This is a genomic window from Floricoccus penangensis (assembly GCF_001832885.1).
GTDB classification, from domain to species: domain Bacteria; phylum Bacillota; class Bacilli; order Lactobacillales; family Streptococcaceae; genus Floricoccus; species Floricoccus penangensis.
Window position 1 is genome coordinate 21,189 of the sequence record NZ_MKIQ01000005.1, and the last position, 23,770, is coordinate 44,958.

General features: G+C 33.4%; 26 protein-coding genes. 8 read left to right on the forward strand and 18 right to left on the reverse strand.

Annotation, left to right across the window (positions count from 1 at the left end; translation table 11 throughout):
- Window positions 1-53: 53 nt before the first annotated feature.
- The 14 genes from dnaK to BG262_RS02450 all read right to left on the reverse strand — a co-directional run bounded on the left by dnaK (window position 54) and on the right by BG262_RS02450 (window position 12,490).
- A complete protein-coding gene (dnaK, locus tag BG262_RS02385; RefSeq protein ID WP_070787303.1) occupies window positions 54-1,880 on the reverse strand; it encodes a molecular chaperone DnaK in 1,827 nt (608 codons plus the stop codon).
- An 81-nt stretch (window positions 1,881-1,961) separates the two neighbouring features.
- Window positions 1,962-2,486 carry a nucleotide exchange factor GrpE gene (gene grpE, locus BG262_RS02390; RefSeq protein ID WP_070787304.1) on the reverse strand — a complete coding sequence of 175 codons (525 nt, stop codon included), beginning with the start codon at window positions 2,484-2,486 and terminating at the stop codon, window positions 1,962-1,964.
- Window positions 2,487-2,507: 21 nt separating this feature from the next.
- Window positions 2,508-3,545: a heat-inducible transcriptional repressor HrcA gene (gene hrcA / locus BG262_RS02395; protein WP_070787305.1), complete on the reverse strand. Its 1,038-nt coding sequence runs from the start codon at window positions 3,543-3,545 to the stop codon at window positions 2,508-2,510.
- Window positions 3,546-3,791: 246 nt separating this feature from the next.
- Window positions 3,792-4,394: a glycoside hydrolase family 73 protein gene (locus tag BG262_RS02400; RefSeq protein ID WP_070787306.1), complete on the reverse strand. Its 603-nt coding sequence runs from the start codon at window positions 4,392-4,394 to the stop codon at window positions 3,792-3,794.
- Window positions 4,395-4,400: 6 nt separating this feature from the next.
- Window positions 4,401-5,111, reverse strand: a complete 711-nt coding sequence (locus BG262_RS02405) for a M15 family metallopeptidase (RefSeq protein WP_158006631.1) — start codon at window positions 5,109-5,111, stop codon at window positions 4,401-4,403.
- Window positions 5,112-5,175: 64 nt separating this feature from the next.
- On the reverse strand, window positions 5,176-5,868 hold the full coding sequence (locus BG262_RS02410) for a histidine phosphatase family protein (protein WP_070787308.1): 693 nt from the start codon (window positions 5,866-5,868) through the stop codon (window positions 5,176-5,178).
- Between the two features lie 207 nt (window positions 5,869-6,075).
- Entirely contained in the window at window positions 6,076-6,687 is a 612-nt protein-coding gene (locus BG262_RS02415; protein ID WP_070787309.1) for a lysozyme family protein, read from the reverse strand.
- A 27-nt stretch (window positions 6,688-6,714) separates the two neighbouring features.
- Window positions 6,715-7,692: a nucleoid-associated protein gene (locus tag BG262_RS02420; protein ID WP_070787368.1), complete on the reverse strand. Its 978-nt coding sequence runs from the start codon at window positions 7,690-7,692 to the stop codon at window positions 6,715-6,717.
- Window positions 7,693-7,696: 4 nt separating this feature from the next.
- Window positions 7,697-8,947: a serine hydroxymethyltransferase gene (gene glyA, locus BG262_RS02425; RefSeq protein ID WP_070787310.1), complete on the reverse strand. Its 1,251-nt coding sequence runs from the start codon at window positions 8,945-8,947 to the stop codon at window positions 7,697-7,699.
- Window positions 8,944-9,486: an L-threonylcarbamoyladenylate synthase gene (locus tag BG262_RS02430; protein ID WP_070787369.1), complete on the reverse strand. Its 543-nt coding sequence runs from the start codon at window positions 9,484-9,486 to the stop codon at window positions 8,944-8,946. The genes glyA and BG262_RS02430 overlap by 4 nt, the downstream gene beginning before the upstream one ends.
- Before the next feature lie 40 nt (window positions 9,487-9,526).
- Entirely contained in the window at window positions 9,527-10,360 is an 834-nt protein-coding gene (gene prmC, locus BG262_RS02435; RefSeq protein WP_070787311.1) for a peptide chain release factor N(5)-glutamine methyltransferase, read from the reverse strand.
- A 15-nt stretch (window positions 10,361-10,375) separates the two neighbouring features.
- Complete coding sequence (gene prfA, locus BG262_RS02440) at window positions 10,376-11,449, reverse strand: peptide chain release factor 1 (RefSeq protein ID WP_070787312.1); 1,074 nt, start codon at window positions 11,447-11,449, stop codon at window positions 10,376-10,378.
- Window positions 11,450-12,040, reverse strand: a complete 591-nt coding sequence (locus BG262_RS02445) for a thymidine kinase (RefSeq protein WP_070787313.1) — start codon at window positions 12,038-12,040, stop codon at window positions 11,450-11,452.
- A gap of 102 nt (window positions 12,041-12,142) precedes the next feature.
- Complete coding sequence (locus tag BG262_RS02450) at window positions 12,143-12,490, reverse strand: hypothetical protein (protein WP_070787314.1); 348 nt, start codon at window positions 12,488-12,490, stop codon at window positions 12,143-12,145.
- 190 nt (window positions 12,491-12,680) lie between these two features.
- Between BG262_RS02450 and BG262_RS02455 the strand changes: the two genes are divergently transcribed.
- The 6 genes from BG262_RS02455 to BG262_RS02480 all read left to right on the forward strand — a co-directional run bounded on the left by BG262_RS02455 (window position 12,681) and on the right by BG262_RS02480 (window position 18,341).
- Complete coding sequence (locus tag BG262_RS02455) at window positions 12,681-12,863, forward strand: 4-oxalocrotonate tautomerase (RefSeq protein WP_070787315.1); 183 nt, start codon at window positions 12,681-12,683, stop codon at window positions 12,861-12,863.
- Between the two features lie 50 nt (window positions 12,864-12,913).
- Window positions 12,914-14,068, forward strand: coding sequence for a cation:proton antiporter (locus BG262_RS02460; protein WP_070787316.1), 1,155 nt, complete (start codon window positions 12,914-12,916; stop codon window positions 14,066-14,068).
- Between the two features lie 444 nt (window positions 14,069-14,512).
- A complete protein-coding gene (locus tag BG262_RS02465; protein ID WP_070787317.1) occupies window positions 14,513-15,217 on the forward strand; it encodes a phosphopantothenate--cysteine ligase in 705 nt (234 codons plus the stop codon).
- Window positions 15,210-15,761: a phosphopantothenoylcysteine decarboxylase gene (gene coaC / locus BG262_RS02470; RefSeq protein ID WP_070787318.1), complete on the forward strand. Its 552-nt coding sequence runs from the start codon at window positions 15,210-15,212 to the stop codon at window positions 15,759-15,761. Before BG262_RS02465 ends, coaC begins: the two co-directional genes overlap by 8 nt.
- Window positions 15,748-16,338, forward strand: coding sequence for an ECF transporter S component (locus BG262_RS02475; protein ID WP_070787319.1), 591 nt, complete (start codon window positions 15,748-15,750; stop codon window positions 16,336-16,338). The genes coaC and BG262_RS02475 overlap by 14 nt, the downstream gene beginning before the upstream one ends.
- Before the next feature lie 284 nt (window positions 16,339-16,622).
- On the forward strand, window positions 16,623-18,341 hold the full coding sequence (locus BG262_RS02480; protein ID WP_070787320.1) for a phospho-sugar mutase: 1,719 nt from the start codon (window positions 16,623-16,625) through the stop codon (window positions 18,339-18,341).
- 110 nt (window positions 18,342-18,451) lie between these two features.
- Here the strand turns inward: BG262_RS02480 and BG262_RS10335 are convergent, their stop codons facing one another.
- The 4 genes from BG262_RS10335 to BG262_RS02495 form a co-directional block, all read right to left on the reverse strand.
- Window positions 18,452-18,577 carry a DUF4044 domain-containing protein gene (locus BG262_RS10335; protein WP_083312874.1) on the reverse strand — a complete coding sequence of 42 codons (126 nt, stop codon included), beginning with the start codon at window positions 18,575-18,577 and terminating at the stop codon, window positions 18,452-18,454.
- Between the two features lie 67 nt (window positions 18,578-18,644).
- Window positions 18,645-18,974, reverse strand: coding sequence for a thioredoxin (gene trxA, locus BG262_RS02485; RefSeq protein WP_070787321.1), 330 nt, complete (start codon window positions 18,972-18,974; stop codon window positions 18,645-18,647).
- A 94-nt stretch (window positions 18,975-19,068) separates the two neighbouring features.
- On the reverse strand, window positions 19,069-21,405 hold the full coding sequence (locus tag BG262_RS02490) for an endonuclease MutS2 (protein WP_070787322.1): 2,337 nt from the start codon (window positions 21,403-21,405) through the stop codon (window positions 19,069-19,071).
- 143 nt (window positions 21,406-21,548) lie between these two features.
- Window positions 21,549-22,112, reverse strand: a complete 564-nt coding sequence (locus BG262_RS02495) for a CvpA family protein (RefSeq protein WP_070787323.1) — start codon at window positions 22,110-22,112, stop codon at window positions 21,549-21,551.
- A gap of 116 nt (window positions 22,113-22,228) precedes the next feature.
- On the opposite strand from BG262_RS02495, the gene rnhC reads away from it, so the two are divergent.
- Window positions 22,229-23,122, forward strand: coding sequence for a ribonuclease HIII (rnhC, locus tag BG262_RS02500; protein ID WP_070787324.1), 894 nt, complete (start codon window positions 22,229-22,231; stop codon window positions 23,120-23,122).
- Window positions 23,123-23,146: 24 nt separating this feature from the next.
- Complete coding sequence (gene lepB / locus BG262_RS02505) at window positions 23,147-23,737, forward strand: signal peptidase I (RefSeq protein WP_070787325.1); 591 nt, start codon at window positions 23,147-23,149, stop codon at window positions 23,735-23,737.
- Window positions 23,738-23,770: the final 33 nt, after the last annotated feature.

Genomic DNA, 23,770 nt, shown 5'->3' on the forward strand with positions numbered 1-23,770 from the left:
TGGATGCCCTAAATACTATCGTATGTCCTAAAGTTCAGTCGTGAAATCTATGATTATTTATCTACTTCTTCAAAGTCACCGTCTACAACATCGTCGTCAGATGATGAAGAATCAGTAGAGTCAGCTTCACCTGATGCTTGTTGAGCTGATGCTTGTTCATAAAGTTTTACTGAAAGTTGTTGAACAACTTCATTTAAAGCCTCTGATTTAGATTTAATATCTTCAATATCATCACCTTCAAGTGCTTTTGTCAATTCTTCACGAGCATCTTCTGCTTTTTTGACATCAGCTTCGTCAAGTTTTCCTTCAAGTTCTTGTAATGTTTTACCAACTTGGAATACAAGAGCATCTGCTTCATTACGTGTATCGACTTCTTCTTTACGTTTTGCATCTGCTTCTGCGTTCGCTTCAGCTTCTTTCATCATTTTATCGATTTCTTCATCAGTAAGACCTGAGTTAGATTGGATAACGATTGTTTGTTCTTTTTGAGTACCTAAGTCTTTTGCTTTAACTGATACAATACCATTTTTGTCAATATCAAATGTTACTTCGATTTGAGGGATACCACGTGGTGCAGCAGGAATATCAGTTAATTGGAAACGACCTAAAGATTTATTATCAGCTGCCATTGGACGTTCACCTTGTAATACATGAATGTCTACTGCTGGTTGATTATCAGCTGCAGTTGAGAATACTTGAGATTTACTTGTTGGAATTGTAGTGTTACGATCAATTAATTTAGTCATAACTCCACCCATTGTTTCAATACCAAGTGAAAGTGGTGTAACATCAAGAAGTACAACGTCCTTAACATCACCAGTAATAACTCCACCTTGGATTGCAGCACCCATAGCTACTACTTCATCAGGGTTAACTGATTTATTTGGTTCTTTATTTGTTTCTTTTTTAACTGCTTCAACAACTGCAGGAATACGAGTAGAACCACCAACTAGAATTACTTCATCAATATCGCTAGCTTTTAATCCTGCATCCTTCAAAGCACGACGTACTGGTTCTTTTGTGCGATCCACTAAATCAGCTGTCAACTCATCAAATTTTGCACGAGTTAATGTGATTTCTAAATGGAGAGGTCCAGATTCTCCTGCAGTAATAAATGGTAAGCTAATTTGAGTTGAAGTTACACCTGAAAGATCTTTTTTAGCTTTTTCAGCGGCATCCTTCAAACGTTGCATTGCCATTTTATCTTTAGAAAGATCAATTCCATTTTCTTTTTTGAACTCAGCAACTAAGTAATCAATAATTTTATTATCAAAATCATCACCACCTAAATGGTTATCCCCTGCTGTAGATAATACGTCGAACACTCCATCACCTAATTCAAGAATAGAAACGTCGAATGTACCACCACCAAGGTCAAATACAAGAACTTTTTCATCTGAATCTTGATCTTTATCTAAACCATAAGCAAGTGCTGCTGCTGTTGGTTCGTTTACAATACGTTCAACTTCAAGACCAGCAATTTTACCTGCATCTTTTGTTGCTTGACGTTGTGCATCATTGAAGTAAGCAGGAACTGTGATTACAGCTTTTTCAACTTTTTCACCAAGATAATCTTCTGCATAACCTTTAAGGTATTGTAGAATCATCGCTGAAATTTCTTGTGGTGTATAAGATTTTCCATTTGCTTCTACTTTGTAATCTTCACCCATGTGACGTTTAATTGAAGAAATCGTATCTGGATTAGTCACAGCTTGACGTTTTGCAACTTCACCAACTTGGATTTCGCCATTTTTAAAAGATACTACTGATGGAGTTGTACGATTTCCTTCAGGATTTGGAATTATTTTTGAACTTCCACCTTCAAGTACAGCTACTGCAGAGTTTGTTGTTCCTAAGTCAATACCAATAATTTTAGACATAATGTTTTCCCCTTTTTATTTTCTTTATTAATTCTAATCTGTTTATTTTATTTATAGTTTTATGACATTGCGGTCAATATATTATTGTGCTACTACCACCATGCTAGGTCTTAGTACACGTTCATGAAGTTTGTATCCTTTTTGAAGAACTTGAACAATTGTTTCAGCTGGATGTTCATCGTCCGCCGGAACAGTCTGAACTGCCATATGGAAATTCGGATCAAATGTTCCTTCAGAAGAGATTTCTTCAACTCCTTCTTCAGCAAGAGCACGACTTAAACTTTCTTGTACCATTTCAATTCCCTTACGAACTGACTCATCCATCTCGTCGATTGCAAGAGCCCTCTCAAGATTATCTATGCTAGGAAGAATCTTCTTAGCTAAATCTTGTGAACGATACCTTTGAAGTGTTTGTCTTTCTTCATTTGAACGGCGTTGAATATTTTGCATTTCAGCTGCCATTCTTAAGTACTTATCTTCAAAATCATCAGCTTTTTCCTGAGCCAATTCAAGTTCAGTAGGTTCATTGACGACCTCTTCAACTTGAACATCTTCTTGTGGTACTACTTCTTCATTTTCTTCATTTTTTAAATCTTTTTTAGACATTTTCATCTCCTTATCTTGACGTCATCTTTGAACTTCATAATGATTTCCGTCTAAATATCTATAATAATCAGCTAATTTCATTGATAGAATTTTTGCTATCAAGTCCACAATGCTGACGATTTTATCGTAATCAATATCAATTGGAGTAATTACTGCAATTGTACCGGTACCCCTATATGGAATAATAAATTTTTGAGCAATTACAGTTAGATTTTCAAAAGCTCCTGCCTCATCTATCTTTATAACCCTCATTGCTTCTCCATCAATTGTTTTTCTCAATTCATAGGTTAGACTTTGGTTATCACCTAGAAGCTGATATAATCTTTCATCTCGACTAGTATAGTCAAATAAATCATGTTTTCTAGATACATGTATATCCTCAGTATATAAAACTGAAAATATATCTTCGAATAACTCAAGTATTCCATCAGTTACCTGAAAATATTTAGCAAGTATTTGTGGTATTTCAGTCATCAAAGCATAATGAATATCAATAGCTTTTTTCCCAACAAGTCTTGAGTGCACAATATCTGAAATTGTATTTAAGCTCTTATCCGTCAAACTACTCGGTAAGACAAATTGATTAGTTTTAACAATTCCCGTTGCCATTGTCATAACTGCTAAAGCAGAATGATTGTCAAGGATAACTATATCAAAATTCGATAAAATCTGATCCTTTGGTTGAATTCCTAAAACAAAGCTTGTAAAACCCATTTGCTCAGTTAAAAGTTTAGCTCCAGTTTCAAAAATATCACTTACTCTATAGAAGTCATGGTCAAATGCTTGCATGACATCAAAGATAGTTTTCTTATCAAGTTTATTTGGCTCTAAGAAATTCTCAATAAAATACTTATAACCATCAACTGAAGGTATCCTTCCACTCGACAAGTGTTCTTTTTTTAAAAATCCGTATTTTTCAAGAGCATTCATATCATTTCTGATAGTAGCACTGCTAGCCTTAATGTTTTCCATTAATAATTTTGAACCAACAGGAACCTGTGACTCTCCATATATACCGACTATTAAATTTAAAATTTTCTGTTGTCTTTTTGTCAACATTAGCACTCATACCTCCTGACTGCTAACTATATTTATATAATACACCCAATGTTATATATTGTCAAGAAAAAAGCACAATTTTTTAGCACTTATTTATATCGAGTGCTAAAAATAAATTAACTAGTAAAATAAAAAGTAATTTTCGCTGATTGTAAAAGGCTTCAGTTGATTATCAGTTGTAGCTAAATACTATAAGTTAATAAATATTTAATATAATATATAGAAAAAGCAATAAGAGTATGACTCTCATTGCCTATCGTATTCATATAATTTATATTGTTCAATAACTTCTATAAGTTTATCAGCATAGGTAGGATCTGTTGCATACCCAGCATCCTCAATTGATTTTGCAGCATCCTTATAATTATCTGCTGCTATCACATCTTCATACAAATTCTTATCCCAATCTACACCTTCTCGCATAAGTTTTGCATGAGCAATGATTGAATCAGACCACGAATTATACCAAGCAAAGTCATCTTTGATTGTAATCCATTTTCCATCAATATATTCCTTAGTTTCAAGTTTAATATGTTTATCCGTGGTACCTGCTTTTATACCAAATAAATTATTATACTTACTTGCTAAGTCACTTTGACCAAAATTCGATTCTAAAATTGCTTGAGCCATAATTAGAGAGGCTCTTATTCCATATGATCTTTGAACATTTTGCGCAGCAGGTGCAATATCTTTAATAAATTCTTCTTTACTAACCTTATTTTTTCTTACAACACCCGAAGAAATATCTTCTGACTTATACTCAATTGATACTTTATTAATAAGAAACAAGATAAGAGAAATCATAATGATGAGTAGAATAAGAAATGGAATTTTTAATTTTCGTCTCATTAATTCTTATTGCTCCTTATTTAGTAGTTTATCCAGATATTCTTCTAACGTAATTCCTTTTTCAGTAATATACTTTGCGATATCTTTACCAACGTATCTGAAATGCCAGCTTTCATAGTCTATCATAGTTTGTTCAATCGATTTAGGATCTTTTGGATATCTGAGAATAAAACCATAATCTTGTGCATGTTTAATCAACCATTGCTGGGATTCATACTTATCCATATCACCTTCTAATTGCGGATAAGCTGCTAATGCATCGCTTCCTGCTATATCAACAGCAAGCCCAGTCATATGCTCACTTGCCCCTGGAGGATTGATCAAAGACTCAGTTGCTTCTTCAGCCTGTTTTTTACTCAATCCATTTGCAATATTTTGTTGAAGTGAAGTGTTATATACAACTTGCTGATCTGCACGACTTCTATATCCCGAAACATATTGTATATCATATCCTGCAGACTTTGCACCATCTACATAACTTTGCAAAGCTTCTTCAATTCTCTCATCAACAATAATTGACTTACCTTCAGTCATTGAAACCTGATTAAAAGAAACTTCGTAATCCAAAACATTTTTTTTATTAACTAAGATCAATTTCCAATCGTCTTTTGATGTATTAGTATTTGATTCATTTTCTCCAGATGACTCACTATTTTTTTCAGACGACTGAGTGGTTTTTTGGGAAAAATCTGAATCAGAGCTTTTGTTTCCCAGCAAACTACCGATTGCAAATATAGATAAAGTTATTATAGTTACAATACTGGCACCAATTACTACGTTTTTAATCTTCATTCTCTAAAAATTTTCTTCCTTCTTGACGATACGACATATCACCAATTTTCAAAATTTCAAACTGTCCATTTTTATACTCTAGCTCTGTCACACTACCATTATCTAACAACTGAATTCTTGGTTGGCTAGGATCAATTAAATGTATAAAAGTAGCTATGGTCATTCCATGACTTACTACTACTATTTCTTCTGATTCAAAATCTTCTGATTCCTGTGCAAGTTCTGTAAATCCTGTAATAATCCTATTACTTAAAACATCCCAAGACTCAGCCCATCCAGCAGTATCTACTTCCATAATTCCATTTGCAATATCTTCATATGTTAATGAATCAATATCTCGTCCACCAAATGCCTCTGTACGTGGTAATACTCCACCAAATAATTCTCCGTCATAGGCTCCGTCCATACTTCCAAAACACCATTCACGTATACGTGGATCCATTGTATATGTAATGCCTTCATTATCGGAATTTTCAAGGATAAGGTTCATTGTTTGTAGAGTTCTACCACTGTCTGATGAATAAGCCCTATCAAATTTAATATTACCTATTTTAAAACCTAAGCCAAGTTCTGTAATTCCTAATTGTCCCTCTTTGGTTAAGGGAGTATCACTCCAACCCTGAGCTCTTCCGATTGTATTAAACATGGTTTTACCATGTCTAACAAGATAAATTTTAACCATTATTAATTATTCTCCTTAGTTTTTAAATAACTAGTACAGTTCATTAAAATTAATTATAACACAAAATTTTTTTGGAGGAAATGCTAGTGAACCACGAGTTCTTGAATAAAATTTACAATTCATAATAAAAAGATAGTCTATAACAAACTATCTTTTTATTGCTTATTTTATTACTTATTGATATTTTCAAATTGAAGTATTTAGCTATTAAAACCAATCCATTATTCTAATCAAGTATAAATTAAATTTAACCTCACGGGCATAGAAAATATTTCCACCATTAACATAAAGCTTTCCACCATTAAATAAAATAGCTGCTGGTGTGAGATGACGATAGGTTTTTCCATCAGTGTTACCAAGAGATTTAGTAATAACATTTTTTGAATAATTTTCGCTTAATTCCAAAGTGTTTTTACCACCATTTTTAGCAACATAATCAATATAACCTTCACCGAAATTATATGCTTGAACACCAGTCCAAACATCAACATTCGCTTTAGCAGCACTCTCCAATCTTTCTGATAGAGTGATAATCCCTTGCTTTATACTATCTTGTTCATTATCAATCATATTAGTTTCACCAGATACGCTCTCACTTGATTGCATAATATCAGCAGCACGTCCCTTAGTTTCCGTATAAATAATCGCTAAGGCAAGTTCAGTGTCATTATTGCCCGCTACACCATGTTCATTTAAAGTTTTTTGAATATAGTCCTTATAGGTCATAACTTGCTTTACATTTTGTCGAACATTGTATAAATAAAGACCAGCAAAAACCAAAAGGCCAAGAACTATAAGTCTTCGTAAGAATTTAAACATATTTTTCAGCCTCCAATCTCAAGGTTTTTACCACTTATTTTTTATTTCTTCAATATTTTTAATTAATATTGAATAGGTGCCATCTTCATTCTGAATAAATTCTACTGAATCCGCATCATCATAAAGAGATTGTGGCACCATTAATTCAATTCCATTTGACAAAGATAATTTTTGATTTGATAACTTCTTTTCCACTCGTTCAGTAGGAACTTCAGAAAATTTAAGTGTTTCAGGAATTGATTCTTTAACATTCTCTTGAAAATTCAAGCGTGCTGTAAGATTATCTGAAAAGAATTGATTGGCTAGTTCTTCGGGATCCAAAGCTTGTTTTTCTTCTATTGAGTTGAAAACAGCGTTTTGAATCTTAGAAGAAAACATAAAATCATCTTTATTCATATCCTTAGCAACTGCTTGAGCAGTTTTCTTTATTGCTTTTATGGCATGATTTATAGAAATATCAGGTTTTTCAGCGAGTAGGTTTTCAGAGAAATAATTATAATTTTTTCCATTATACTTAATTCTTTTTTCAATTAGATGATATTCTTTTGTGTCTAAATTAATAACAATAGATTCATCAGCTGCACTTCCAGCACCTGGTAAATTCTTTTCTGTTTTTCTAATTTTGATATTACCTTCGTCATCAATATGAGCGAAGCTTTCTCTTAAACTCATTCTAATAAAGGCAAAGTGTAAATGTGTATCTTTTTCAAACTCTACAAAAAGTAAGTCATTCATTTTTTGTGCTTCTGAAAGTACAAACTCTTCACGCCAAAAATTTGCTACATTTTCTGATGATTCAATAAAATCATCAGTTATATTAAGTAAAAACTGATTGTCATCAGAGAGTATTCCTCGTTTAGCATCATCAGAATATACTTTTTCCACCTTCTTTGTGACATAATCAAGTAATAAAGGTGACAGTTCCATGAGACTTGTCGAAAAGTTAATTTCTGGTTGTCCTGGATCAAACGAGTGAATTATTGCTTTTTTTACATATATATCGATCATTTTAATATAGCGGGAATTTGTCAGTCAAAGTGATAACTTCATCCCTTACCTCATCTAATACTTCTTGATTATCTTTATTTTTCAAAGCTTTAATAACTAAATTAGCAACTTGTTTAGACTCTTCTTCTTTAAATCCGCGACTAGTAATGGCTGGAGTTCCGATACGCACACCACTAGTAACAAAGGGGCTAAGCGGTTCGAATGGGATAGAATTTTTATTTAAAGTAATACTTACATCATCTAATAGATTTTGAGCTTCTTTTCCAGTTACTCCAAGTCCAGTCACATCAAGCATAAAGAGATGATTATCTGTTCCACCACTTATAACTCGAAGTCCTTCTTCTTGGGCAAAAACTTCAACCATAGCCTTAGCATTTCTTACTACTTGCTCTTGGTAGGCTATAAATTCGTCATCAAGTGCTTCTTTGAAAGCAACAGCCTTAGCAGCAATTACATGTTCTAAAGGACCACCTTGAATACCTGGGAAGATACTACTATTTATTCTCTTAGCAAGATCCTCATTGTTTGTTAAAATCATACCACCACGTGGCCCACGTAAAGTTTTGTGTGTTGTGGTAGTTACGATATCTGCATAATCTATAGGGTTTTGATGAATTCCTGCTGCTACAAGACCAGCAATATGAGCCATATCAACCATCAAATATGCCCCAACTTCATCAGCTATTTCACGAAACTTATCAAATTCAATTTTTTTAGAATAGGCTGACGCACCTGCAACGATAAGCTTAGGCTTAACTTCACGCGCTTTAACACGAATGGCATCATAATCAAGTTCTTCCGTAGTTGGATCTACTCCATATGATGTAAAATCATAATTTTTCCCCGAGAAGCTAACTGGTGCACCATGAGTTAGGTGTCCGCCAGCTGCAAGATCCATTCCCATTACCTTGTCACCAGGCTCAATCAAACTCATATAAGCTGCTTGGTTGGCTTGACTACCTGAATGCGGTTGAACATTGGCATATTTCGCTCCAAAAAGTTCTTTAGCACGTTCAATTGCTAAATTCTCAACAATATCTACAACATCAGTACCGCCATAATAACGACGACCAGGATAACCTTCGGCATATTTGTTCGTTAAAACTGTTCCTTGAGCAGCCATAACTGCCTTACTTGCTACATTTTCACTAGCAATTAGTTCAATATTTTGTTGTTGGCGACGCTCCTCAGCACTAACCGCAGACCAAAGTTCTGGATCGTAACTTGAAAATTCAATCTTGTCAAAAATCATAATAGCTCCTTAATACTTTCTAGCATTACTGCTCCCTGTCGTAAAATAATTGGTTTTTCACCTGAAAAATCAACTATCGTCGAGTCTACTCCGCTGATACCAGAATCATCTTCTTTCACAGCATCTATCTTTTTATCAAAATCCCTTAAGACTTGTTCAGCCTTAGTAGGACTACTCTGTCCAGTAATATTAGCACTTGGACCAACTAAAACACCAACTTTTTTGATGACATCTAAAGTAAATGGATTTGCAGGCATCCTAAATCCAACAGTTTTTTTTCCTTCATTAATATATGAAGGAACCTTATCATTTGCCTCTAAAATTATAGTTAAAGGGCCAGGCATAAATTTTTCAATAATACGTCCTAGATATCTAGGCTGATTCTGAGAATATTTATATATGTCCTCAATACTAGAAACATTTAAATTCAATGAATGATCCAAACTTCTATTTTTAACTGCGAATATTTGTCTTACAGCATCCTCGTTTAAAGCATCTGCAAACAAACCATATACAGTTTCCGTAGGAAGTGCAACCATCCCACCAGACTTCAATATATCAGCGGCATGTGCAGTTTGATTATTTTCTAATCTCTCCGTTATCACTAATAACCACCATCCTATCTAATCCTGCCAAATCAGGCAGTATCCTAATTTCTTTTTTGGGAAAAGATTTTTGGAACAAATTTTTAACAGCTTGTCCCTGATTAAAACCAATCTCCAAATAAATTTTACCATTCTGGCTTAGAAATTGCTCGGAATTAGCTGCCAATCTGTTATAAATTGCAAGGCCTGATTCAGTAGCATATAATGCTAAGTCTGGTTCGTATTTGATTACCGACTCATCCATCAAATCTTGCTCATTATATGCAATGTATGGAGGATTTGAAACTATGATATCAAAAGAACCATTCACATTAGAAAAAACGTCGCTTTGAACAAAATCCACTGATAAATTATTGGCTTCTGCATTTGTATTTGCAAGAGTCAAAGCATCAGTTGAAATATCTGCTAAAGTAACTTGCCATGAAGGACGTGCCTTTTTTAGAGATAATCCAATAGCACCTGTTCCAGTTCCAACATCTAAGACTTTTAAATTTTCAACTTCATTTTCTTTCAAAATCAAGTCTACTAACTCTTCTGTCTCTGGACGTGGAATTAGAGCTCTCGAATCAACTTTAAGATTAAGATTATAAAAATCAGTATCACCAACTATATATTGCGCAGGCTCATTCTGAGCTAATCTTTGAGAAATATCTTCTAAGAATTGCCAATCATTTTCTTCAATTTCTTTATTTAACAAATTAAGGTAGGAAAGTCTATCAAGTTTTTTGATATATCGATACACATAGCCTAAATCTTCCTGATTTTGAGCATCCTTTTCTCTTTCATCAAAAAACTCTTTGTAATTCATTATTAGCTATCCTTTTTACTTATTTAATTCTTCTAATTTTTGTGTTTGATCATATATAACCAAAGCATCAACAACTTCGTCAAGTTTTCCTGCAAGAATTTGATCTAGCTTTTGAATTGTAAGACCAATACGGTGGTCTGTTACTCGATTTTGTGGGAAGTTATATGTACGAATACGTTCTGAACGATCACCAGTTCCTACAGCTGATTTACGATTTGCATCATACTCACTTTGTGCTGCCTGAATAAAGTGGTCAGATACACGAGCACGAATGATTTTCATAGCTTTTTCACGGTTCTTCTGTTGGCTACGTTCATCTTGCATTTCAACTTTAATACCTGTTGGTAAATGGACAATACGTACAGCAGATGCTGTCTTGTTGACGTGCTGTCCACCTGCTCCAGAAGCGTGATAGATATCTACACGTAAATCAGAATCTGGAATATCAATCTCAACGTCTTCTGCTTCCGGTAAAACTACAACCGTAGCAGTTGATGTATGAACACGACCCTGTGATTCAGTAGAAGGAATACGCTGAACACGATGTGCTCCACTTTCATATTTTAATTTAGAATAAACAGAATCACCTGAAATCATAGCTATAACTTCCTTATAACCACCAATTCCAGTGACATTTGCTTCCATTATTTCAAATTTCCAACCTTGACTCTCAGCATATTTTTGATACATATTGAGAAGGTCACCAGCAAACAATGCCGCCTCATCTCCACCTGCTGCTCCACGAATTTCCATGATGATATTTTTATCATCATTTGGATCTTTAGGAAGTAAAAGAATTTTCATTTCTTCTTCAAGATCTTCTTTATGTGATTTAGCTTCTTTAAGTTCTTCTTTAGCAAGCTCAATCATTTCATCATCAAGTCCGCTTTCACCAAGTAGCTCTTCACTTTCTGAAATTGTTTCTAGCGTTTTTTTATAGTCTCTGTAAGCAGCTACTGTTTCACGAATACTTGCTTCTTCTTTTGAAAGAGCCATGAAACGCTTTGTGTCACTTACTACCTCTGGGTCACTTAGAAGCTCCCCTAATTCTTCGTAACGGTTCTCAACCGATTGAAGCTGATCGTACATTTATCTATTCTCCTTTATATCTGCTAGCTCTGGATGAAAGTAGTGTTTGCGACAAACAGGTAGATATGATTCGTTTCCTCCGATTTGAATTGGATTACCTTCATAAACGGGTTTCCCATCAACAAAGTGTAAAATCATATTAGCTTTTTTACTACAATACCAGCAAATTGTTTTTATTTCTTCTATCTTGTCAGCCAGTAAAAGCAATTGTTTTGAACCTTCAAACATCTCATTACGGAAATCATTTTTGAGTCCAAAAGCCATGACTGGAACATTTAAATCATCAACTATTTTTGCTAAATCATAGACATTTTTTTTGCTTAAAAATTGACATTCGTCAATCAAGATACAGTATGGTTTTTCAACCATTTCATCTATCATTTCAAAAATATCCATATCATCAGTAATTGGAACTGCTGGTCTGCTCATCCCAATTCTAGAAGAGATTATTCCCACACCATCACGTGTATCAAGAGCACTAGTCATTAAAACAACTTTTTTTCCTTGCTCCTCGTAATTGTGTGCAACCTTCAAAATTTCGATGGTTTTGCCTGCATTCATGGAACCATAACGAAAAAATAACTGTGCCATTAATCTAAAATATCCTTCCAAATAGTCATTTGTCCAAAGAGGACAAGAATAAAGTTACTCTAAATTTTACCATAGTACGAGAATTTTTTCTATATAGGCTGTTTATTCTTCAACAAGTTTTATATACTCTACAGCTACTCCTGCTACTTGTGGTGGAATAGACATAGTCATTGGCGGAATACCTTTTAGAGAAAAGATAACTTTGTCCCCAACTTTTAATTTGTTTGGCCTGATAGCTTGAAACTGTCCTTTTACTAAGTTTAATACTAGACCAAAATTATTTAAAATGGGTAATAAATTTTCATCATCAGAAATTGCTTCTATGTTACTGAGGAAAACTCTATATGTCTTACTTACATCCTCGTTAGGAAGTACTTTTTCCGCTATTACTCCTTGAAATTCAGATAAACTGTCCTGACTTTTTATAGTATTTTCATTTTTATTCAACATATTCATCTCCTTTATTTTAGCTTATCATATTATAGTGTTAATAATTACAAGAAAAAAACTTTTTTAACTATTTTTTTTACTGTACTTTTAACATATGTATTATACCTCTTAATAATTCATATATCCGTATCACTTTTACTATTTCTTAAACACGTGTTATAATAGCCAAGAAAATATAAGGAGGTGACGAATGCCATTTGTACGTATAGATCTTTTTGAAGGTCGCACTGAAGAACAGAAAATTAATCTTGCCAAAGAAGTAACTGAAGTTGTTATGAAAAATACTGGTGCTTCTGCTGATGCAATTCACGTTTTTATAAACGATATGGAAGAAGGAACTTATTTCCCTCATGGGGAAATGAAAAGAAAATAATGTAGCTTATGCTATATTATTTTTTATTTTATATATATAGGAAGAAAAATATGTCTGAATTAATTCAAATTACAATAATTTTATTAGCTAGCTTTCTAGCTACTAGCTTTTCAAAAAGTTTCGGGATACCTGCCGTCGTAGGGCAGTTGCTTGTTGGTATATTAGTTAGCCCTGCAATTTTTGGATTGGTAAAGCAAACTGAAATACTTCATTTTCTGTCAGAAATTGGGGTCATACTTTTAATGTTCCTCGCTGGTCTAGAAGCTGATTTGAATCTTTTGAAAAAATACTTAAAGCCTAGTCTTCTAGTTGCAATATCTGGTGTGATGGTTCCGTTGCTATTTTTCACTTTGTACACTAAGACCTTAGGTTACGATAGCAATACGGCATTATTTTATGGTATAGTCTTTGCAGCTACTAGTGTTTCAATTACTGTTGAAGTCCTTCAAGAGTATGGAAAAGTAAAAAGTAAAGCAGGTGCCGTAATTTTGGGTGCTGCAGTAGCTGATGATATTCTAGCAGTATTAATTTTAAGTTTCTTTATATCATCAAGAGGTGATTCTTCCAATTTTAGTTTACAAATTTTAGGTCAAGTAATATTCCTTGTTTTTCTATTTTTTGTCATTAAATACTTTGTTCCTGTTATTTTCAAATATACGAAACGAATCCAAATATTTGCTAAGAATACTTCAATTGCCTTAATTATATGTTTTACACTTGCTATACTAGCTGATTTAGTTGGCATGAGTTCAGTAATCGGTGCTTTCTTTGCTGGACTTGCTATCGGACAGACAAGCTTTGCTAAAGATATCGAACATTCAATATCCACAGTTGCTTACACATTCTTTATTCCAATTTTCTTTGTATCAATTGCACTTCCAATTTCATTTAATGGAATGGTTAGTAAAATCGGAACTATAACTATATTCACAATATTAGCTGTGCTTACAAAGATTGTACCGGCATACATCTCAGGTCGAGCATTTAATTTTAGTAAAAAAGATTCTCTAGTTATTGGCTCAGGAATGGTTAGTCGTGGAGAAATGGCTCTCATTGTTGTCCAAATCGGATTGGATGAAAAAATAATATCAACTCAAATATATTCTGAACTTGTTATAGTAATTATTCTTACAACTATCATTGCGCCTTTTATTCTCAAATACTTATTCACTAGTTCAAATACCAATGGTACAACCATTAGCTAATTAAAAAAAGCCAATTTTTTTGTAAAAAAGAATTGGCTTTTTATTATATAAATATAAAAAAACGGACCAAAGTCCGTTCTCAAAGGGATAAATCTTTAATGGGGGAAAGATTTATTATATTTACAGCTATCATGTCTAGCTAATCCTTTTACATTATGGGGGATAAAAAAATTAGATGTTAATATTAACACATGACAAACTGTAACAATTTAAAAATAATGTTATTTTATGGAGGATAACGGTTATTTTTAAATCAATATATGATACGGAAGACTATTAAACGTACATTCAGAATGAACGTAGAACATCAACCTCATCAATACAAATTCATTATACAGTCGTTATTTTATCTTGTCAACAAATATATCCAGAAAGTTTGATTAATTCATGTTTTTTTAATATAATAGGAAAGCGTTAACAGCTACGCAATGAGGAGGTTTACTAATGAAGGTTTTAATTACTTCAGGCGGAACAACAGAGAGTATTGACAGGGTTCGTGGTATTACTAATTTTGCAACAGGAAGTCTAGGAAAAATTATCGCCGAAAAATATATTGAAAACGGTCATTTTGTTATTTTGTTAGCAGGAAAAAATGCTAAACTACCTGATCCATCTGATAACCTTAAAATTATATCAATATCAGACACTCAATCTTTGGATGAAAACATGGCAAAATATGTGCCACAAGTGGATATTGTAATTCACTCCATGGCTGTTAGTGACTATAGTCCAATCTACATGACAGACTTTGAAGAGGTTTCTACAAGTGATAATTTGAATGAATTTTTAAATATGAAAAATTCTAGCAAAAAAATCTCTTCAAAATCAGATTATCAAGTCCTATTTTTGAAAAAAAATCCTAAAATTATTAGTAAAATCAAAGAATATAATAATGATGTAATTCTAGTTGGTTTTAAACTTTTGGTTGGCGTTTCTAAAAATGAATTATTTTCTGTAGCAAGAACTAGCTTGGAAAAGAATAAAGCAGATTATATTTTTGCCAATGACCTAGAAGATATTTTTGATGGACAACATATTGGGTACTTAGTCGATGAAAATGAAGAAAAAATCGCTCATACTAAGAATGAAATTGCTGAATTGATTTTTACTACAACACTCAAAAAATTAGAGGGGGAAATTAATGGCTAAAATAACTCTTGCTGTTACGGGAAGCATCTCTGCATATAAAGCGGCCGATTTAGTATCTGCATTGACTAAAGATGATCATGAGGTCACTGTTTTAATGACCAAAGCAGCACAACAATTTATTACACCTTTAACCCTACAAGTTCTATCTAAAAATAACGTTCACCTAGATGTTATGAACGAAGATTTACCGAAAGTAGTTAACCATATTGAGATAGCAAAAAATACTGATTTATTCATTGTTGCTCCGGCTAGCGCTGATACAATTAGCAGGCTAGCACACGGTGCAGCAAATGATATAGTAACATCAGTAGCACTCGCATTACCACAAAAAGTCAAAAAAATAGTAGCCCCTGCTATGAATACAAATATGTATGAAAATAAACTGACTCAAAATAATATTGATATTTTAAAATCTGTTGGTTTCACAGAAATAGAACCCAAAATAGCTTTGCTTGCTTGTGGTGATTATGGACGTGGAGCCTTAGCAGATCTTGATTATATAAAAACAAAAATAGAGGAGACCCTATCTTATGAGAAAATCTAAGGCATCAAATACAGCTATTATTTCTATTTTCATTGCCATTATGATTGTTATCAACGTTTTAACTCAAGTAATTTTCACTATTTGGCCATTTCCAATAAGGCCAACTTTAGTTCATGTACCCGTAATAATTGGTTCAATTATTTTAGGTCCTAAAATTGGAGCATTTCTAGGATTTGTAATGGGTGTAATCAGTACAGTTACAGCTACTATTATCACTACGCCAACAAGCTTCCTATTTAGCCCACTGCAACCTGTTCCTGGAACAAATTCTGGTGACTGGCGTGCTCTTCTTATTGCTTTTGTTCCACGTATTCTTATTGGTGTAGTACCTTACTTTGTCTTCCAACTTTTGAAGAAAAACCCTAAAATCGGTGCAGGAATTGCTGGTTTTGCTGGAAGTGCAACAAATACTATTTTAGTTCTTTCTGCGATTTATTTAATTTTCGGAGATGTTCTAAAATGGTCAGTCAAAACTGTGCTTGCTTCTGTTGTAGGTACTAACTCAATAGCTGAAGCTATTATCTCTGCTATTTTAACAGCCGCTATAGTGCCTGCACTTTTAAAAGTAAGAGATTAAAAAATAAGAATATAAAAGGCGTGAATAACGTCTTTTTATTTATATAATTTCAAAAAAAACGAAACCATTTTCAATAACTTTCATTCAAATTCATCCATTTTCATATCGTTGTTTCAATATAAAGAAACTGGGAAGCTTACTATGACAGCAATCTTTTTAATTTGCTTAATGTCTATAATAAAACAAGTAATATTTGATGTAACATTTCACTAAAAACAAGTGAAAAAATTACTAATTTATGATAAAATGTAATTGCTTACATATATAATAAAAAGGAGAAGCTTATGAGTTACAAAGAAACATATCAATCTTGGGTTGATAACAAGGATCTTGATAAACATCTTGTTGAAGAATTGAATCATTTAACTGAGGAACAAATTGAAGATGCTTTTTATACAAGTTTAGAGTTTGGTACTGCAGGGCAACGTGGATTAATTGGTGTTGGTACTAACCGTATGAACAAATACACAGTTCGTTTAACTACTGAAGGACTTGCACGCTTAATGGATAGCAAAGGGGAAGAAGAAAAGAAACGTGGGGTTGCAATTGCCTATGATTCTCGTCATTTTTCACCAGAATTTGCGATGGAAGCTGCTTCTGTTCTAGCTAGTCACGGAATCCCTAGTTTTGTTTTTGAATCTTTGCGACCAACTCCAGAATTATCTTTTGCTGTTCGTGAACTCAATGCCCTTAATGGTATTATGATTACTGCTAGCCATAATCCTGCTCCTTATAACGGGTATAAAGTCTACGGTGAAGATGGTGGACAAATGCCTCCGCATGATGCAGATGCATTAACAAAATATGTTGAAGCTATTGATGATATTTTTTCAATTAATCCAGAATCTAGTGATAAATATATTGAAGAAGGATTGATAACAATCATCGGTAAGGAAATTGATGATAAATATCTTGAACTTCTTAAAACTGTAACAATTAACCAAGACTTAATTGATAAATTTGGTCGTGACTTAAATATCGTTTACACTCCTCTTCATGGTACTGGTGAAATGCTAGGACGTGCTGGACTTGCTCAAGCTGGATTTGAAAAAATTGCAGTTGTCGAAGAACAAGCAATTCCTGATGGTGATTTTCCAACTGTTAAATCACCAAATCCTGAAAGTCAAGCAGCCTTCAAACTTGCCGAAGAACTTGGTCGTGAAGTCGGAGCTGAAATGCTTGTAGCTACTGATCCTGATGCTGACCGTATCGGTGTGGAAGTACTTCTTCCAAATGGAAATTACCAGCCTCTTTCTGGTAATCAAATCGGTGCCATCCTTGCTAAATATATTTTAGAAGCGCATAAATCTGCAGGAACTCTTCCAGAAAATGCTGCTATCTTAAAATCAATCGTATCTACTGACCTAGTAGCTCACATTGCTGAAAGCTATAATGTTGAAATGTTCAACGTTCTAACTGGTTTCAAGTTCATTGCTGAAAAAATTCAAGAATTTGAAGATACTGGTAGCCATACTTACATGTTTGGTTTCGAAGAAAGTTTTGGTTATCTAATCAAACCTTTTGTTCGTGATAAAGACGCTATCCAAGCTCTACTTCTTGTTTGTGAAGTGGCCGCTTACTATAAATCTCTTGGAAAAACTCTTTACGACGGAATCCAAGACATATATGCTGAATATGGTCATTTTAAAGAAAAAACAATTTCACTTACTTTAGAAGGAATTGACGGAAGTGCACAAATCAAAGAGATTATGACTAATTTCAGAGATAACGCTCCAAGTAAATTTGCAGGTCTAGAAGTATTACTTACCGAAGACTTCAAAGAACAAACAGCAACATCTCATACTGGAAAAGTTGAAAAACTTACAACTCCTCCAAGTGATGTACTTAAATATCACCTTGAAGACGGTAGCTGGATTGCAGTACGCCCAAGTGGTACTGAACCAAAAATTAAATTCTATCTTGCTGTAATTGGTGATACTGATGAAGAAGCAACTAAAAAAATTGAAAGCATTGAAGAAGAAATCAATAAATTCGTAAAATAATTTAAAATTACTTAACTTCTCCTACTGGGGAAGTTTTTTTATATAGTTAGTATGCAAGATAAACAATATTTAAATTTAGACAAAAAGAAAAACTCGCTTTTATGCGAGTTCTAAACAAATGCTGATATTGCAGCACCTAAAGCAGCTATTACTGTTAGGATAAGCATTACCCATGCAACTGCTATAACCATTTTTTGGAAAGAGCTTTTTGGTTTGTTTCGTTCTTGATATGCCATAACTACCTCATTTCATTGATAGTTTACCAAAATTCTTTTTTTTTTGCAAGATTTCCAATAAATACTATTAGAGAGTGCTTTCACCTGAAATTTCTTTAATAATAGATAAAATTTGATCTTTTGTATGAACACCTGCTACTTGTTTAACAGCTTCTCCATCTTTTTTAAATAATAGGGTAGGAATGCTCATAACACCAAATTCTGAAGGTGTTTCTGGGTTTTCATCAACATCCATCTTTACAATTTTAAGAACTGTTTCATCAATTTCTTCTGATAATTGATCTAGGATTGGTGCTTGCATACGGCAAGGTCCACACCAAGTTGCCCAAAAGTCAACAATTACTAAACCTTCTTTTGTTTCTTCTACGAAATTTGCATCAGTAACTTCTAATACCATATTACTATTCCTCCGTTAATATTAATCTTATAGGTCTTAACCTATGTTCATTCTACTAAATTTATTAAAAAAATGCTTGGAATTGAATTGTTGTTTATTTTAAGGTTGCAATGGTTGCTCCACTTCCACCTGCATTTTGTGGTGCATATTCAAATGATTTAACTTGTTTATTACGTTTAAGATAATTCTGAACCATCTCTCTTATAACACCGGTTCCAATACCGTGAACAATTGTTATTTGTCCCATATTATTCAACAAGGCTTGATCAATATATTCTTCAAGTTCGAGTTGTGCTTCTTCATAGCGCATACCACGAAGATCCAGTTGACTTTTTAGGGTCTTGTTACCTGCCTTTTTGACGATATTTACTTTTTTAGTAGGAGTTTTTTCCTCATCTTTGACAACTTCAAATTCATCTTCAGTAAGTTTGGTAGAAATTAATCCCATCTGCACTTGCCAACGGCCATCCTTTTCAAGTTTAACCAAAGTACCTTTTTGTCCATATTCGCTAACAATGACTTCGGCTCCTGGTTTAAGACCACGTGCTTTCTTAGCTTTCTTGAGTACCTTATTCTTTGATAAGTCAACAGTCTGTGGTGCCAATTTATCAAGTTGTGCTTTAGCATCAATAACCTCATGTGGCTTCAATAAAGACTGTTCATGCAAATTCTTAAGAATGGTATCTGCTTCTTCAGTAGCCACTTTAACGATATCTTGTGCCTCAATACGTGCCTTGTTCAGCTCCCCTTCACGTTCGCGATTAAATGCCTTGTACATCTTCTCTAAATCATTATGAAGAGTAACGTTTTCGCGCTCCAACTTCTTAATATTAGCAACACTGTCAGTCAACTCGTGATTTTTTTGCTCAAGACTTGCTATCATCAGATTTACATCATGGTCATTGTCTGAAGTTAGCTCTTCTGCACGTTCAATAATTTTATCAAAGAGACCCAAGCGCTTAGAAATTTCTAAGGCATTTGAACGACCCGGAACACCCATTATTAGTCGATAGGTCGGTCTTAGGTTCTCAATATCAAATTCCATACTGGCATTTGTCACACCAGGATTTTCTACCCCGTAAGCTTTAAGCTCTGGATAGTGAGTTGTAGCCATTGTTTTTGTATTTGATAAACGTAAAAAATCTAGAATTGATATAGCAAGTGCTGCACCTTCTTTAGGGTCAGTTCCTGCCCCAAGTTCATCAAGCAACACTAGACTTTCGCTATCAACATTATTTAATATGTCGACAATATTGGTCATATGACTTGAGAATGTTGAAAGACTTTGTTCTATAGACTGTTCATCACCAATATCAGCATATATTTCTCTAAAAATACCTACACTAGAAAAATCTTCTGCAAGAATAGGTAATCCAGATTGAGCCATTAATTGACTAAGTCCTAAAGTCTTTAAACTAATAGTTTTCCCACCGGTATTTGGTCCAGTAATTACAATAGTATTTATTTTTGAATCAAATTTCAAATCGTTTGCAACAGACACTTTATCATCTATTAATGGGTGGCGTACACCATACAAAATGATATTTTTGTCATCTGATAAATCTGGAATAATGGCTTTACGCTCTTGTTGATATGCATACTTTGCATTAATTAAGTCTAAATGACCTAAAAGCCAAGCATTTTGTCTAATATCGTCAACATATGGACGCAATTCATCAGATACTAGGGCAAGAATCCTCTCAACCTCATGACGTTCTTCAACCTTCTTTTGTGCTAAATTATTATTTACCGAAACAGCTTGTCTTGGTTCAATATAAATTGTTTGACCACTTGCACTCATATCATGGACAATCCCTGGTACCTTACTTCTGCTTTCAACCTTAACAGCCAATACCTGACGATCATTTCTAATTGTAATAATGTTTTCACTTAAGTATGAAGCATTATTAACCATTGATTCTTGCATTACTGTGCGAACATCTGATTCAAGTTTTTTTATCGAAGTTCGAAGTTCAAACAATCGATTACTTGCATTATCTTGGATATGACCAGTATCGTCAACTACTTGTAAAAGACCTTGTAGTTTTGGTGTGTCTACAAATTTATCAATTAAATTTTGAAGGTTTTCAAATTCAACATTTTGAGTATTCTCAAAATAATCTTCTACTTCTCCAATTACCCGAATAAAACGTTTAATTTTTGCTAATTCAGGTCCGTTTAAATTAGCTTGAAGCTCAAGTCGTCTCAAAGTTTCTCTTAAATCACTTGTTTCACCTAGGTCAAGACTACCATTTTCTTGGACGACTTTCCCAAAATCTTTAAGTTCCAAGAATAGTTCTTCAATTTTTTCTTTTTTATCAGTTGGTAAAAGTTCCCTTAACTCATTTATACCTTGTGCCGTTCTCAAGAAGGACACAAACTGTTCCTTTACCTTATCAAATTCTAAGGTGTTTAATATTTTTTCGTTCATTATTTTTCCTTAATATCTAAAAAAGAGTGGAACTCAATCGTGATTTTATCAACCAATGAGTTATTCCACTCTGCCTAATTGATAGATTTTCTTATTGCCTGAAGGCTATCAATCATTACATTCTTATAAATAAACCAAACTCTTTATTTAATAGGATTTAGATGTATCACGTTTTCAAATAAAGTTTTCATCAAAAATTTTGCATAGAATGGCGAATCAAGTACCATAAATCTAATTATTCCACTTCCATATAGTCTATTTTGAATAGCATTTATCGGAACCATAGCTAAGACTGTGAAAATCGTTTCTAAGATAAAGTAAGTCACCATCACAGCTAATAAACCAGAAGCTAGGGAACCAATGTTTCCAAATGGTTGCATATTTGACAAGAATCCTAAAAAGATACCTACAAATCTAAATACCAAGTAAACAGCTACTACAATTAGTAGAAAAGCTACACCTGAATAAAATGTCTTATCTAGTTGAAAAATTATATTTTGGTTATAAAATTGTAATTTGCTTTGTGGTGTCGCATTAGCAAATGGTATCCACATTGAAATTTTTGCTGCTAAAGTTTCATAATTAGTAGTAGCAAAAACGACTGCTACAACCATTCCGACACTGTAGAAAATTTGGAGCGCTAATCCCCTTGAGTATCCTACATAAAAGGCCCAAGAAAGTAATAATAAAATTATAATAGAAAGCATGTTACACCCATTTCTTATAGTTTAAATGTCTTAAATATATCATAGACTTTATTGATATTATACCCTAAAACTCCCTTTTTTAAAACTTTTCTTCTTTTTTATGGTAAAATTGTGCTATGAATATTGTATTAGAATTAAATATGCAAGAAATTAAAAAAATAGAAAATAAGTATAAAAGTTATTTTGTACCTGCCAAAAGTCCATATGTTAAATTTATGGTTAAAGCACCGGGACTAGTTATCACTGTTTACAATTCAGGTAAAGTAATGTTTCAAGGAGAAAAATCTGAGAGTGCTGCTAGTGAATTTGGTCACTCTAAAGAAGACACAAAAATTTCCGGTAAGCAGGAAAATACTATAGGAACTGATGAAGTTGGAAACGGTAGTTATTTTGGTGGCCTCGCTGTTGTAGCATCATATGTGTCTAGTCAGGATATTGAATTTCTTAAGGACTTAGGAGTTGATGACTCAAAGAACTTAAATGATGCCAAGATTCGTCAGATAGCACCTATTCTTGAGAAAAAAATCAAGCACGTATCTTTACTTGTTAATCCTACAAAATACAATGAAGTTATTGGAACAGACTACAATGCTGTTAGCATTAAAGTCGCACTACATAATCAAGTCATCTTTTTGCTTGAGCAAAAGTTAGATTCAAATGATAAGATTGAGCAAGTTATCATTGATGCATTTACTAGTCCAGCTAATTATCAAAAATATGTTTCTAAGGAACGCAATCATCCTCAAAATGAGGTGACATTAATTCAAAAGGCAGAGAGTCAATTCTTGGCTGTTGCTGTAAGCTCAATCATAGCACGTAATCTATTTCTTGAAAATTTGAGTAATTTATCTAAAGAAATTGGATTCAGTTTACCAAGTGGTGCTGGAAGTAAAAGTGATAAAGTAGCCGCTTCTATACTTAAAACAAAAGGTATGACCGGACTTGAGACTACTGCAAAGTTACATTTTAAAAATACTGAGAAAGCTAAAAAGCTTGCTGGAATAAAATAGGTACTAGGAAGGTAAAAAATATATATGAAGTTTATTCGTGAATGGGGATTATTTATAGTTATCTGCTTGTTGTTCATTCTAACACGCATATTTGTTTGGGCACCAGTTGATGTTAAAGGGCATTCAATGGATCCTAATTTAGCTGACGGACAAAGACTAATTATGATCAACAGTAAAAATCTCAATTATTCTGATATAGTTGTCGCCAACGAAACTGAAGACGGAGAAAATAAAAAAATAATTAAAAGAGTTATTGGTCTTCCAGGGGATACTGTTGAATTCAATAATGATACCCTTACAATCAATGGTAAAACTCATGAAGAGCCTTATCTTGATGAATATAAGAAGGAATTTAAGAAAGATAGACTTAAGGAAACATATTCTTATGATCAATTTTTCCAAGAAAAAGCTGCTGAAGTCCCTGCCTTCACTGTAGATTCGAATAATAGTCCAACATTCAAAATAGTCGTCCCTGAAAATCAATATTTACTTCTCGGAGACAATCGAGTTATTTCAAAAGATAGTCGAGAGGTTGGAACTTTTGAAAAAGAAGATATTATGGGTAAAGCTGTATTTAGAATTTGGCCATTAAAAAAAATTGGTACCTTAAAATAGTGATCAATTTACAAGTTGAAGCCACACAATGTG